The sequence below is a fragment of the Mucilaginibacter sp. genome, from assembly GCF_028288225.1.
In the GTDB taxonomy this organism is placed as follows: Bacteria; Bacteroidota; Bacteroidia; order Sphingobacteriales; family Sphingobacteriaceae; genus Mucilaginibacter.
On the sequence record NZ_JAQBOC010000062.1, the window covers coordinates 51,515 to 66,026 of the forward strand.

General features: G+C 43.1%; 13 protein-coding genes. 10 read left to right on the top strand and 3 right to left on the bottom strand.

Annotated features, from left to right (window positions below; genetic code table 11):
* Positions 1–223 precede the first annotated feature (223 nt).
* From epsC to JWQ54_RS19200, 3 genes are all read left to right on the top strand, one after another.
* A complete protein-coding gene (epsC, locus tag JWQ54_RS19190; protein ID WP_299588094.1) occupies positions 224–1,033 on the top strand; it encodes a serine O-acetyltransferase EpsC in 810 nt (269 codons plus the stop codon).
* Positions 1,034–1,038: 5 nt separating this feature from the next.
* Positions 1,039–1,911, top strand: coding sequence for a cysteine synthase CysM (gene cysM / locus JWQ54_RS19195; RefSeq protein WP_299588097.1), 873 nt, complete (start codon positions 1,039–1,041; stop codon positions 1,909–1,911).
* An 83-nt stretch (positions 1,912–1,994) separates the two neighbouring features.
* The gene (locus JWQ54_RS19200) at positions 1,995–2,873 is read left to right on the top strand and encodes a neutral zinc metallopeptidase (RefSeq protein ID WP_299588100.1); all 879 of its coding nucleotides are present in this window, start codon (positions 1,995–1,997) and stop codon (positions 2,871–2,873) included.
* A gap of 15 nt (positions 2,874–2,888) precedes the next feature.
* On the opposite strand, the gene JWQ54_RS19205 is transcribed toward JWQ54_RS19200, so the two are convergent.
* Entirely contained in the window at positions 2,889–3,869 is a 981-nt protein-coding gene (locus tag JWQ54_RS19205; protein WP_299588103.1) for a glycoside hydrolase family 43 protein, read from the bottom strand.
* A gap of 72 nt (positions 3,870–3,941) precedes the next feature.
* Positions 3,942–5,153 carry a DEAD/DEAH box helicase gene (locus JWQ54_RS19210; protein ID WP_299588106.1) on the bottom strand — a complete coding sequence of 404 codons (1,212 nt, stop codon included), beginning with the start codon at positions 5,151–5,153 and terminating at the stop codon, positions 3,942–3,944.
* Between the two features lie 134 nt (positions 5,154–5,287).
* On the opposite strand from JWQ54_RS19210, the gene JWQ54_RS19215 reads away from it, so the two are divergent.
* Positions 5,288–6,157 (top strand): hypothetical protein, encoded by an 870-nt coding sequence (locus JWQ54_RS19215; RefSeq protein WP_299588109.1) that lies wholly within the window; start codon positions 5,288–5,290, stop codon positions 6,155–6,157.
* A 123-nt stretch (positions 6,158–6,280) separates the two neighbouring features.
* Here JWQ54_RS19215 and JWQ54_RS19220 read toward each other — a convergent pair whose 3' ends face one another.
* Complete coding sequence (locus JWQ54_RS19220) at positions 6,281–6,709, bottom strand: CBS domain-containing protein (protein ID WP_299588112.1); 429 nt, start codon at positions 6,707–6,709, stop codon at positions 6,281–6,283.
* Positions 6,710–7,304: 595 nt separating this feature from the next.
* On the opposite strand from JWQ54_RS19220, the gene JWQ54_RS19225 reads away from it, so the two are divergent.
* The 6 genes from JWQ54_RS19225 to JWQ54_RS19250 all read left to right on the top strand — a co-directional run bounded on the left by JWQ54_RS19225 (position 7,305) and on the right by JWQ54_RS19250 (position 14,229).
* Positions 7,305–8,288: a hypothetical protein gene (locus JWQ54_RS19225; protein ID WP_299588114.1), complete on the top strand. Its 984-nt coding sequence runs from the start codon at positions 7,305–7,307 to the stop codon at positions 8,286–8,288.
* 234 nt (positions 8,289–8,522) lie between these two features.
* Positions 8,523–9,182, top strand: coding sequence for a DUF1080 domain-containing protein (locus JWQ54_RS19230; RefSeq protein WP_299588116.1), 660 nt, complete (start codon positions 8,523–8,525; stop codon positions 9,180–9,182).
* A 95-nt stretch (positions 9,183–9,277) separates the two neighbouring features.
* Positions 9,278–11,023, top strand: coding sequence for a GMC family oxidoreductase (locus tag JWQ54_RS19235; RefSeq protein WP_299588119.1), 1,746 nt, complete (start codon positions 9,278–9,280; stop codon positions 11,021–11,023).
* A 14-nt stretch (positions 11,024–11,037) separates the two neighbouring features.
* Positions 11,038–11,688 carry a gluconate 2-dehydrogenase subunit 3 family protein gene (locus JWQ54_RS19240; protein ID WP_299588121.1) on the top strand — a complete coding sequence of 217 codons (651 nt, stop codon included), beginning with the start codon at positions 11,038–11,040 and terminating at the stop codon, positions 11,686–11,688.
* 403 nt (positions 11,689–12,091) lie between these two features.
* A complete protein-coding gene (locus JWQ54_RS19245) occupies positions 12,092–13,075 on the top strand; it encodes a DUF2157 domain-containing protein (protein WP_299588124.1) in 984 nt (327 codons plus the stop codon).
* Positions 13,072–14,229 carry a hypothetical protein gene (locus tag JWQ54_RS19250; protein ID WP_299588127.1) on the top strand — a complete coding sequence of 386 codons (1,158 nt, stop codon included), beginning with the start codon at positions 13,072–13,074 and terminating at the stop codon, positions 14,227–14,229. Before JWQ54_RS19245 ends, JWQ54_RS19250 begins: the two co-directional genes overlap by 4 nt.
* The last annotated feature ends 283 nt before the right edge of the window (positions 14,230–14,512 follow it).

A 14,512-nucleotide genomic window follows, 5' to 3' on the forward strand; every position in this document is an offset into this window, starting at 1 on the left:
GATCAGAAATTAGATTTAAGAGATTAGATTTGGTTTAAAATAATTAATCTCCAGCCACTAATCTCTGTATCTGCGTCTTTTTACAAATCAACAACATTATTTTACATAAACTTGTAGTTATTAAGTCTAAGCACAAAGCGGTAGGTACGGAGTCAAAACCATTATTTACTGTGCGGGTTATTACTTAAGATTATAAACTTTCGATTAAAGACTTAAATAAAAAATGGACGATCAGTTTTACCTGCAATTATTTGATAAACACAAGCATGTTGAGGCGGTGCCGTCAAACAGGGAAATTACGGCCTGGGCATTGCAGGTTATCCGGCTATTATTTCCTGAACAATCAAAGCAGGATTTTAATGCTGTCGACCAGTTAAAATGGGAGTTTAAAATGCTTGAAAATGAGCTGTGCCTTGTAATGGGTGCTACCCAAGCCTGTGAAGGCTGCAATAATGAACAGCTATCGAGGGCTATTTTTGAACAGTTGCCGGCATTGTATCGCTTGTTGAACACCGATATCCAGGAAATTTTTGAGGGCGACCCTGCTGCCCGCACCGAGTTTGAAGTGATAAGAACTTATCCCGGCTTTTTCGCCATATCGTTTTACCGTTTGGCCCATATTTTATACAAACACAACGTGCCCTTGCTGCCAAGAATTTTGACAGAATATGCTCATTCCAAAACCGGGATTGACATTCACCCGGCTGCAGAAATCGGCGAGTATTTTCATATTGACCACGGTACAGGCATAGTTATAGGCGAAAGCTGCGTAATTGGCCGTCATGTAAAGCTTTACCAGGGCGTTACGCTGGGGGCATTAAGCGTTGCCAAAAGCATGGCCTTTACCAAAAGGCACCCAACCGTTGAAGATTATGTGGTGATTTATTCAGGTGCCACCATCCTTGGCGGTGAAACTGTTATAGGGCAGCACAGTACCATTGGTGGTAATGTTTGGCTCACCAAAAGCGTCAAGCCAAACTCAACGGTTTATCATAAGCCTGCACTTATTGTATTAGATAAAAATAAAGATTAAAAACTATGGCTGGAATAATTGATCTGATAGGCAATACGCCTATGGCCGAAATAAAAAGACTGAACCCAAATCCCAATGTCCGTATTTTTGCCAAATTGGAAGGGAATAACCCTGGCGGAAGTGTGAAAGACAGGGCTGCATTGAATATGATCAGGAGCGCTTTAGAACGCGGCGATATAAAGAAGGGAACCAAACTGGTTGAAGCTACCAGCGGAAATACCGGAATTGCACTGGCTATGATCGCCTGTTTATTTGGATTAGAAATTGAGCTGGTAATGCCATCAAGCTCAACCCGCGAGCGTACCTTAACCATGGAAGCTTTCGGCGCTAAGGTGACCTTATTGGAGGGTATTGAGCTTTGCCGCGATTATGCCGAGGAAAAAGGCGCAACAGGCGATTACTTTTTGCTGAACCAGTTTGCCAATCCCGATAATTACCTTGCCCACTACAAAACTACCGGCCCCGAGATCTGGCGTGATACCGAAGGGCAGATAACCCATTTTGTAAGTGCGATGGGTACAACCGGCACTATTATGGGTAATTCAAGGTATTTTAAAGAGATAAACCCCGATATTCAAATTATAGGCTGCCAGCCAACTGACGGCTCATCAATCCCCGGTATCCGCCGCTGGCCGGTTGAATACCTGCCTAAAATATTTGAGCCTGAACGCGTGGATAGGGTTTTGGACATCTCCGAAGAAGAATCCGTAATAATGGCCCGCAGACTGGCGAAAGAAGAAGGTATTTTCGCTGGCATGAGCAGCGGAGGCGCAATGTCAGCAGCCATAAAAGTTGCACAGGAGTTAACCGAAGGCACTATAGTTTTTGTTTGCTGCGACAGAGGAGACCGGTATTTGAGCAGTGCATTGTTTGGGTAAATGTGTAAAGCTTAAGCAGGATTATTCACAAATAAACAATCCCCCCAAATCCCTGTTACCCCTTAACAGCAAATACTAAAATTATGCAATGGTTTGGCGGACGCGAAAGTGATAATGTTGAAGAAGGCAGCAGCAGTGGTGGCGGCGGCCGGGGACTTTTTTTTGGCGGCGGTATAATTGGTTTTATCGGCTTGCTCATCTACTTATTTACCGGGGTTAACCCGGTGCAGCTATTAAATGGACAGGGCGGCAACGATAGTACACAACAACAAAACACCCGCATATCCAATGGCCCGGAAGGGAATCAGAAAAAATTTGCAAGGGTGATATTAGCCGGAACAGAGGATGTTTGGGATAATATATTCAGCAGTATGAACCGCACTTATACCAAACCTACATTGCACCTTTACAGCGAAGGAGTTGATGCCGAAGGCTGCGGTTTTGCAAGCTCCGCTACTGGCCCGTTCTATTGTCCGGCTGATCAGAAAGTATATTTGGATACCTCGTTCTTTGCTGAAATGCAGCAGCGTTTCCAGGCGCCGGGCGAATTTGCGGCGGCTTATGTAATTGCGCATGAGGTCGGCCACCATGTGCAAAACCTGCTGGGCATCTCCCAAAAAATGGACGAGGCCCGCCAAAGGATGAGTAAAAAGGCATATAACAAATTATCTGTTAAGCTTGAATTGCAGGCCGATTTTTATGCCGGAATTTGGGCGCATTATACAGAAAAAAATCACGAGAATAATATTGTGATTAACCGTTCAGATATCGATTCGGCTCTTGTAGCGGCAAATGCCATTGGTGATGACCGCATGCAGCAAAAATACCAGGGCCGGGTAGAGCCCGACAGCTTTACCCACGGCACATCAAAACAACGGGCCTATTGGTTTAAAAAAGGTTTTGATACCGGCGATATCAGCCAGGGCAATACTTTTGCAGCAGAAGACCTGGAGGAGGAATAACCCACCAATAACAATTTATTTTATCACCCTTGCATCCACCCCTTCATTCGTGATCTTAACGGGCTTTATTAATCCATTGGCATCAAAATACATTTTATCAATGCAGGTAACCCGGTGATTGCCATCAGTTTCGCCAAGCGGACGACGGTGATATATAATATACCATTCATTAGTGCCAGGCACATTTATAACCGAGTGATGGCCTGCACCGGTTGCAATATTTACATCCTGCTTTAATATGGTGGCTATCCGTTTAAACGGACCAATGGGCGTATTGCCTATGGCATATGCCACCCGGTAATCCGGACCTGTCCAGCCGCCTTCGCTCCACATTAAATAATATTTGCCCTTGCGCTTAAACATAACGGGGCCTTCAACATAATCTTTCGGTGTAATGCGTTTAAAGGTTTCGCCATCCTTAAAAGGGATAAAGCCTGTAAAATCTTTATTCAGCTTAACTATATTGCATTGTCCCCATCCGCCGTAGATCATATAATACTGACCGTCATCGTCTTTATAAACAAATTGGTCGATTGGCTGGGCCTTATTGTAAATTTTACCAATGAGCGGCTTGCCAAGATAATCTTTAAACGGTCCGCCCGGATTATCAGCCACTGCAACGCCTATGCCGCCAATTTCTTTCTGATCATCATGAATATCATTCGCACCGAAAAACAAATAGTATTTACCATCCTTTTTGGTAACTGCCGGTGCCCATAAGGCCCTTTTAACCCATTTAACCGTGCTGCTGTCAATTACGTGTTCGTGCTTAGTCCAGTGTACCAAATCGGTTGATGAAAAGGCATCCATAAAAACCTGCTCGTTATACTTTGCCGAGTAGGTAGGGTACACCCAATAAGTTTTATCAAAGATCTTTGCTTCCGGATCGGCATACCAACCTTTAAATATGGGGTTGCCGGAATATTCTTTTTTTTGTGCTAACGCGATGCCGCATTGAGCTACCAGCATCGTAATTAAAATCCTTTTAAGCATCATTTTAATAAATCTCTGTTATTCACGCCTGACTTGTCACCAACAAAGGGCCAAATGGTAGCAAGGCAAATACAATTATTTCCTTGGTTTGCTTTTATTGCCCCACCGCCTTTGCTGCGGCCGTTTATTTGGCGAGTGTTCATGTTTAACCATCTCGATAGATTTCAGCTCGTCAGGCACATCGATCAGGCGGATAGGCTTGTCTATCAGCTGTTCAATGCTTTTCAGCTTGCGCTCATCACGATGATTTACAAAAGTGATGGCTGTGCCAGTAGTTTCTGCACGTGCTGTGCGGCCAATGCGATGGATATAATCTTCCGGATCGCCGGGTACATCATAGTTGATCACCAGGTCAATCCCCTCTACATCAATTCCGCGCGAAAGGGCATCGGTACCAATAATTACAGGAAGCTGCTTGTTTTTAAAGCTCAGCAAAATTTCTTCGCGTTCTCTCTGTTCCAGGTCGGAGTGGAAAGCGCTAACATTAACGCGGGCCGCCTTTAATTCTTTTGTAAGCGATTTTACGATCTCTTTCCTTGATGCAAAAATGATGGTACTTGCATAGGCCCCGTTTTTTAGGATCAATTGCAGCAAAGGTGTTTTTTGCTGATCGTGTACGCGGTAGATCTGCTGATCAATCCCTACTGCGGGCTGTGATAACGCAATATTTATCTGCTCCGGGTTAATTAAAACCGACTTAGCCAATGAACGGATCCGCCCCGGCATAGTAGCTGAAAATAACAGCGTTTGCCTGGTTTTAGGCAGGTAGCTGATGATCTTCATAATATCATCTGAGAAACCCATATCCAGCATGCGGTCTGCCTCATCCAATACCAGGTGGGTTAAGTGGTTAAGCTTTAACACGCCAGATGTAAGGTGGGCAATCAGCCTGCCCGGTGTGGCTATAATAATGTTCACATTATTTTGAATGCCCCGGCGCTGCTGCTCGTAAGCACTGCCATCGCCCCCACCAAACACGGCAATGGAGCTGATGCCGGTAAAATAGGCCAGGCCTTCCACCTGCTGATCTATCTGCTGGGCAAGCTCACGCGTTGGTGCTAAAATAAGCGTGCTGGTATGGTGCTTATTGGTTTTGCCGATATGATCAAGCACCGGCAGCAGGTATGCACCTGTTTTGCCTGTACCTGTTTGCGCACAAGCAATAATATCTTGTCCGTTTAATATGATCGGTATGGCCATCTCTTGTATTGGGGTTGGAGTGGTGAACCCCATGCTCTCGATGCCTTCGAATAAATCGTTGTTAAATTTGAAATCCTTGAATGTCACTATACTTAATAGGTGATGAGGTATGCAAGGTAGCAAAAAATGTTGGGGTATGAGCAATCCATTAAAAATCCCCTGCCAACCATTGAATAAATTTCCCTAATAATACAGCACTTCCTTCATTTGCCAAAAAGCTTATGAAAAGAATATTATTTATCAGCTGCCTATTATTAACCTATGTCACAACCTATGCACAGGATTCCAAAACGGTTAACCTCTGGGATTCTGCGCGGATCTTTGGAAAGGATATCATATCCGCAGGTGATTTTGTATTTAATGCTTCATTTACACCTGCTGGTACAACTGTATATTTTAGTAAGTCTGCCATAAACTTTGGTTACATCGCCATTTTTAGCGCTGCCAAAAGCGCTTCCGGGTGGGCAAGCCCGAGGCCTGTAAATTTTACCGGCATTTACCGGGATACCGACCCTTTTGTAGCTGCCGATGGCAAGCGTTTATATTTCGCATCAGACAGGCCGATAGATGGAAAGCCCTTTAAAGATTATGAGTATCATTATTTTTATGTTGAGCTGGATGGTGATAAAATAGGTTCAAAACCCGTTCTGTTTAACCTGCCTGTACCTGCTGACATTAACCCCACCTATCTTTCGTTTGCCGATAACGGCAATGCTTATTTCTTTTCGTCTGACGGGGTAAGCGATGCGGACATCTATGTATGCAAATTTAAAGATGGCAAATATCTGCCGCCGGGGAAGCTGCCGTTTAACGATAAAAAGTATTTTGATTTTGACCCTGTTGTTGCCGGCGATGAGAGCCTCATCATTTTCTGCAGCAGTAACCGCAAAGGCATAGGTTTCGGGGATCTGTGGGTGTCATTTAAAAAAGATACCACCTGGACAGAACCCATCAACATGGGCCCCAAGGCAAATACCAGGGGCAACGACAGTGCACCCGGGCTCTCACGGGATAATAAAACACTTTACTTTACCTCCTTTAGAGAAACCACAGAACGACCGGTATACAAACACGGCAAAATAACGGCCTAAGCAATCAACAAGCTGCTGCATTCAACCAAAAACGGGCTGCGGAGTATTTATGAAATAAGTATTGAAGATTTAAAACCATTGCTAACCTAATTAACCACTCTCTTAATCAACTCAATCAACCAATTACGATTGTATATAGCTCTTCAATTGCTCAATAGTTTCTTCGTGCGAAATAATGGTTTCTGTAACCACGTCGCTGATGGAAATAATACCGCACAAGGCGTTATCCCTAAAAATCGGCAAGTAACGAAGGTTGTTCTCGCTCATTACATGCATGCAGGTTTCAACCGTATTTTCGGGGATCATACGGGGAAACTCCGTGCTCATAATTTCCCGTACCTGTGTTTCGAGCGACGATTTTCCTTGTAATATCACCTTGCGGGCATAGTCGCGCTCGGTAAGCAGGCCCACGTACTCACCATCTTCCGTAATAACTACCGAGCCGATGTTTTTATCTGCCATCAGCTTCAATGCGTCTAAAACAGTGGTGCCGCCATCAATGGCTGTCACGCTGCTGCCCTTACGGGTCAGGATGTTTGATACTTTTTTCATAGCGATCTGGTAATTAAGTAATGAATAGGGCTTAATCAAATATAATAAATGATATTTAAAATTTAGCATTAAAGAAATATGAAATTTTTGCAGCAACCGGACGTATTTGAACTTAAACAATTCAAAAAGCTAATGTATTATAACATAAGTAATTGTAAAATATTTTTTACGTAATATTATTTATAAATATTAGATGTATTTTTGCGTTCCCCTAATTTAATTTATGCTAATTGGCCAATGCAAAAAAAGATATTAAGATGTCATAAATGCTCAGCCCCTTATCATTTCGAAAAACCACGAAACTGGATAGGGCGTAATTTACTGTTCTTTCTCCCCATTAAAAGGTATTTCTGCGCAAAATGTTTGACAGACCGTTATCGCTTAATAACTAAAGAGGAATTAAAAGCCTACCACAGAGTATAACTGGGTTATATGTAAGTGCATATAGGTATATTATTCAATAAAAAATCTTATCCTTTTCCAAATAATATCAGATAATATCATCTTTAGGTAATTTATCTCATTAAGGAAACCTGTTGCCTCAACAATTGTGTGCTCAATATTGTTATATGCATTTTAACTTATTGCTTTATTCATGCATGTTGAAAAATTTATTCCTGTAATAATTTTTTTTTTCAATAGCTTTTCAACAACTGCATTTGCTATTTATAGCGACAGCCTGCAACTGCATAAGCGTGATACTGCTAAAATAAATGCATCCCGGTTAATAAACCGTAATTTTAATAATGCTTATCTTCAAAATCTGAGACCATCATACGCCGGGCAGGATTTTTTTGACCCTAAAAAAACGCTTTTAGTTGCTGATCTGTCAACCCATTTCGTTTTGTTAAATACACCAAAGCTGCCTTTCTTTTTTGTTGCGTCTGCACGGGTTAATATTCGGCTCCTGGCAGACCATGGCTCACCTGTTGAGTCACCAAGCTATATGCCCGGCGGTACTTTGTACTTCAGAACAAACAGCGATAGTTATAATCCCAGGTTTTTATCGGTATCATATACACATCATTCAAACGGCGCACGGGCGGCAACTTTAAACCGCAATAACAGCTTTAATATTGATAGCGGGGAATTCACCACAAACTTTTATACACTAACCTTTCATGCCGGCAAACGCGTTGAAAGGAAAGGCCTAATAATTAACCGTTATAATGCTATCGGGCTCGAGCTGCATTCGGCATTGGTGGATAAAGGGTATTCAGAAGGATTAAAGGGGCGTTATGGTTTTGTGCGTGTAAATGGCAACTGGCTTTATATTATCTCAAAAGCAAGACGGGATATTGTTAACCCTAACAAAAAGGCGTTTGAAAACTGGCAGCACATTCAGCTTGATTTTGCCTACATTGCTGATAAATACGATAACTATAAAATTACCGATGTTAAAAAGCGGCTCAACATCAACCTTAAATATTATTACAGGTTCCCGTTTATGCAAAATGTATCTTTAGTTGCCGGTGCAGGTTACCGCGGACAGGATGACTACAATATACTTTTTCAGGATAGTTACGCTTATATTACCCTTGGCTTTGCGGCGGGGCTTGCTTTTAATGCCCATAATTGAATTGTAAAGATTGTTATTGTTACATAAGGTTAATACTAATTAATAAGTTATGGCCTGGTAATCAACAACTCCTGCCCCTTCTGTAACAATATTCCTGCTCTTTTTCACTCAAACAATTTTTTATCCTAATTTTACTACTCCATTGTAATAGCTGTTGACGTAATGCGTTTCATTGTAAGATGAATGCATTTATTTGCAGCAATACATCAATCAAACAAAAACTTAAATATCAACATGAAAAAAGTCCTGTTAAGTATCCTGGCATTTACTGCTGTAAATTGTTCGCTTATGGCGCAAACCACAAAACTATTTGATGGCAAAACTACTACCGGCTGGCACAGCTATTTAAAAACCGGGTCCGGTGCATGGAAAGTTGTTGACGGCGCTTTGCAGCTCGATCCTAAAGCAGAAGGCCAGGGCGACCTTGTTACCGATAAAGAATATGAAAACTATGAACTTTCAGTTACCTGGAAAATTGCCGAAGGCGGTAACAGCGGGATCATTTTCGGGATTCATGAAGATCCATCATTTAATGAATCGTATTTAACAGGCATTGAAATGCAGGTATTGGATGATAAAGGCGCTTCGGACAATAAGAAAGCCAATCATCTTGCCGGTTCTTTATACGATATGAAAGCTCCCTCAAGCCCTGCAAAACCTGCCGGCGAGTGGAATAAAGTAAAGATCCGTAAAGATAATGGCCAGCTAACCTTCTGGATGAACGGTACAAAAACAATTGATGTAAAAATAGGCAGCCCCGAGTGGCAGGAATTGTTAAATAACAGTAAGTTTAAAACCTGGAAAGGTTTTGCCGCTTATCCAAAAGGCCATATTGCCCTGCAGGATCACGGCGCAGTAGTTTCATTTAAAGACATCACCATTAAAGAACTTTAATTTATTAGTCATTAGTCTTAAGTTCGCAGTCTTGAGTCAGGAAATTTGACTTTAGGCTTTAGACTCAGGACTTCAGACTCAGAACTAAACGAAAAATGAATAACGATATACAAATAAAAAAGTCGTCAACCGTATATGATGCCATAGTTGTTGGCTCGGGTGCAGGCGGTGGCATGGCCGGGTATGTATTGGCCCATGCCGGTTTAAAGGTTTTAATGCTGGAAGCTGGTCCGTTCTTTGACCCGGCAAAAGATTCCATGCAGCTTAAATGGCCCTATGAGTCGGCCCGCAGGGGAGCTGGAACCACCCGCTACTTTGGCGATTTTGATGCTGCTTACGGCGGATGGGAAATTGAGGGCGAGCCATATACTACAAAAGATAAAACAGAATTTCACTGGTTCCGCTCGCGCATGCTTGGCGGTCGTACGAATCATTGGGGCCGCATCTCATTACGTATGGGGCCTGATGATTTTAAAGGACACCATATTGACGGACTAACCGACGACTGGCCAATAACTTATGATGAAGTAAAGCCTTACTACGATAAGGTTGACCGCATGATAGGTGTGTACGGCACCGTTGAAGGCTTACCAAACGAGCCGGACGGGATCTTCCTCCCCCCTCCAAAACCAAGGCTTAATGAGCTGTTTATAAAAAAGGGGGCGGCAAAAGCCGGGGTAAAGGTAATTGCTGGCCGCGGCTCGGTTTTAACTGAAGCTTTGCCAGGTAATAAGGACCGTGGCGCTTGCTTTTTTTGCGGACAATGCGGACGCAGCTGTAAAATTTATGGTGATTTCTCATCATCGTCATGCCTGGTTATCCCGGCTATAAAAACAGGCAATTTAAAAGTTATTGCTAATGCGATGGTGCGTGAGGTGCTTACTGATGATAATGGCCTGGCTACAGGTGTGTCATACATCAATAAGGAAGATATGCAGGAGTACCAGGTAAAGGCAAATATTGTTATACTGGGTGCCAGTGCCGGCGAATCTGCAAGGTTGCTGCTAAACTCAAAATCATCCAAACACCCCGGCGGCCTTGCAAACAGCAGTGGTGTGGTGGGCCGTTACCTGCATGATTCAACCGGGTCAAGCGCAGGCGGATGGCTGCCTGAACTGATGGACCGCAAACGCTATAATGAAGATGGTGTGGGCAGTGTACATATTTATGGGCCATGGGTTACTGATAATAAAAAATTGAATTTCCCGCGCGGATACCATATTGAATTTGGCGGAGGCCTGCACATGCCGGGCTACGGCTTTAGCGGCGGCATCCAGAATATGAACGGCGCTGTACCGGGCAAGGATGGTAAAATGAAGGAAGCCGGAGGTTTTGGCGCCGATTTAAAGAATGACTATCGTCGTTTTTACGGAACAGGCTTTGGTATGGCCGGTCGCGGTACCGCCATTGCACGTTATGATAACTATTGCGAGATCGACCCCAATGTGGTTGATAAGTTTGGGATTCCTGTGTTGCGTTTTCACTACAAATGGAGCGATTATGAAATTCAGCAGGCCAAACACATGCAGGATACCTTTCAGCATATAATGCACGAGATGGGCGGTGCTATTTATGATGCGCCGGCAGGTGCCGACACCAATTACGGTTTGGAGGCGCCGGGTATGATCATCCACGAGGTTGGAACCGTACGTATGGGTGATGATCCTAAAAAATCTGCCTTAAACAAGTGGTGCCAGGCGCATGATTGCAAAAACCTTTTTGTGGTTGATGCCGCCCCATTTGTACAGCAGGGCGATAAAAATGCCACCTGGACAATCCTTGCATTAAGTATGCGTACCGCCGAATACATTTTATCTCAACGTAAAAAATTAAACGTTTAATCAGTTATAACAACATGAACAGACGCGACACATTAAAGGCTATAGGCTTCGGTACCCTTTCAACAGGGATGCTGCTGGAGGCCTGTAAGCCAAACAATAATAAAACAGCCGAAGACAATACCGATAAAGCTGCCCCTGCTGCCGACGAGGCCGGCCGCCAGCCCTTTGAGGTTGAGCGCGATAAAAAGCTTAATGCCGACAAGTTTTTTAACGACCATGAGATGGCTACCATTACCGTGCTTGGCGATATCATTATTCCTAAAGATTCCCGTTCAGGCAGTGCATCAGATGCCAAAGTGCCTGCTTTTATAGAGTTTATTGTAAAGGACATGCCCGAGCACCAAACACCTATGCGTGGCGGACTACGCTGGCTTGATCTGCAATGTTTAAACCGGTATGGCAAAACATTTGTTGAAGCCAGCAATAGCCAGCAGATTGAAATGGTAACAGCTATTGCCTATCCTAAAAAAGCAAAACCCGAAATGGCACAGGGCGTATCCTTTTTTAACCGCATGCGCGATTTAACGGCATCCGGGTTCTTCACCACCAAAATGGGGATCGAGGATTTAGGCTATGTAGGCAACGCCCCCGGCAAATGGGATGGTGTACCAGCTGATGTGCTTAAACAATATAAAATTGAAGACCCCTGGGGCAATAAATGGTAAACTAAGATCTGCAGGATTGATAAGATTTTAGGATTCTTATCAATTCATAAAATAATAGTTCAGGATTTCCCGCATGGCCGGTACTTTAAGTATTGGGGTATGCGGGATTTTTGTTTTACCGCTTTGATCATCCACCACGCTCAATATAACCACGTCATGCTGATTTCAGCACCTCACAGCACAGGTAAACCGCGTTTAATGTCGACGCGTTTTTTAACCTTGATTAAAAGATTTCATGATTTTTCCCTGTTACGCCTGTAACGTTTGTAATAGGGGATTACAAACGTTACAAACGTTACAGCTGGTAAGCACAACTAATTGATTGCCAGGTAGCGTCTAATAACAAGAATTATTAAATGCCGATAATGTTTGCTATACTTGGTTAATCAACCTGAAAACCCGGATGGCCGATAACCTTTATAACAACCTACATGCCGAAGGCCTGGTAAGTGATGAGTCGCTTCAAAAGATCAGGCTGAAGGAAGAAAAACCGCTGCTGTTTTCTGTTCACTGGGAAATAAGAATCTTGCTTTACGTTGGGGTTTTGCTGCTTGCAGCCGGTTTAGGCCTGCTGATCTACAAGAATATAGACACCATTGGGCACGGGTTTGTGTTAATGCTGATAGGAGCAATATGCCTGGGCTGCTTTTACTATTGCTTTAAAAACAAGCTGCCTTTTAGTAAGGGTAAGGTGCTTTCACCCAATTCATTTTTCGATTACCTATTGCTGTTAGCCTGTACCAGCTTATTGATCTTTGCAGGATACCTGCAATTTGAGTATAAAGTGTTTGGCACCAATTATGGCATGGCCACCTTTATTCCCATGCTGGTGTTATTTTTTATTGCCTATTATTTTGATCATCTGGGCATCCTTAGTATGGCTATTGCCAATCTTGCCATTTGGATGGGCGTTTCCGTTACCCCAAAGCAGCTATTGCTCAACAGCGATTTTAATAGTGAGACCATTATTTATACCTACCTGCTTTTAGGGATCCTGTTAATTGCCGGGGCTTATGCCAGTCAGCATTTCAACTATAAAAAGCACTTTAAATTCAGCTACCAGCATTACGGCATCCATATAACCTATATTGCACTGTTGGCCGGGTACTTTCATTATTATGATTCTATGATAGCTGCAGTATGGATGTTGGGCATCTTGCTGCTATCCTTTTTGATGTATAAGGATGCTTTTAAAAACAAATCATTTTACTTTTTATTGCTGGTGGTATTGTATAGTTACATTGCCATAAGCAGTTTATTTATAAGGGCTTTTATGGGTGTGGGCGATATTGGGGGAGTTTACCTGGTATTAATCTATTTTATCGGATCAGGCATCGGGCTGATCCTCTTATTGATCAATCTTAATAAAAAACTTAAAGCTGCATGATAGCATACAATAAAACATGGCTGGCTAACCTGCATTTGCAGCAGGAAGTAAAAAAGGATGAGCAGCAAGGAAATATCAGTAATGCAGAGTTCCATGCTATCGCTCAAAAATATCCGGTGGGCTTTTATTCTCCTAATATTTTTGTACGGGTTGGTTTATTTATACTTACCTGTGTTATTGTTTCATTTGCTGATGGCTTGTTAAGCTTAATGGCTGCCAGCGGACGTTTAATTGAAACCTTTGGCTGGTTCTTTTTCCTGGGATTGCTGAGCTATATTGCTTTGGAGGTTATGGTTAGCGCTAAACATCATTATCGTTCCGGAGTGGATGATGCGCTCTTATTTATATCCGGCTGTTTGTTTACCATTGGGTTTGTTATAATGCTATCCGGCACGCATTACCTGCCATTATCCGGATTTATTTTTTTGCTTACACTTTGGTTAAGTATTCGCTTTGCCGATATACTGGCTGCTGCTGCATGCTGTATTTCCTTCTTGGCTTTTATATTTTTTGGGTGGATAAGAATAGTGCCGGGTGGCTTATCAACAGCGCCATTTGTTATGATGCTGGTTTCGGGTGGGATGTATTGGATAGCAAGCGCTTATAGCGGCCGGAAAGAATTTATCAATTATGATAGCAGCCTGGCTATTGCAAAGGTTGTAAGCCTGGCAGCCTTATACGCAGCAGGAAACTATTATGTGATCCAAACGTTAAGCGCCGAAATGATGGGCAAAACAGGTCCGGTTCCTTTTGGGATGATCTTCTGGGCATGGACCATATCAGTGCCATTTATTTACATAGGTTTTGGTATAAAAAAGAAGGATGTGATCCTGTTGCGTGCTGGCTTGATATTGGTCCCCGCAGCGATAGTGACTTTCCGTACGTATTACCAAATCCTCCCAATTGATGCAGCCCTTACCGTTGCCGGAGCAATAGTACTTACAGCGGTTTATGCTGTAGTGAAATACTTAAAAACACCCAGGCACGGCTTCACTACTGCAGAGCCGGATGAAGTAAACCTTTTGGATCATCTTAAAGCTGAATCGCTCATAGTTGCTGAAACATTCTCACATGCCCCGGCTGCTCCGGCAAACGATGGTGCAAAGTTTGGCGGCGGTGATTTTGGCGGTGGCGGATCGAGCGGGGGTTTTTAGTAAATGGTCATTGTGTTAAGGAAATCCTAATAATTTACCCCCTCCAAACGCGCAGCCTACATGAATGCCTTTAAAATATGCTTTTGGTAGCAACCTCTAAGTATAAAACACACAGAAAATCGACAATGACCCATCGGGTCTACCCCTTTGTAGAAAAAATATAATAACAAATGTATTGCCTCGTTAGAGGCTACCCTTGACCTGCATGACCTTCAGATGGACAAAGGGTAGCCTCTAATGAGGCAAAAAAGAATGACCCTGATGTTTCTACAAAGGGGTAGGC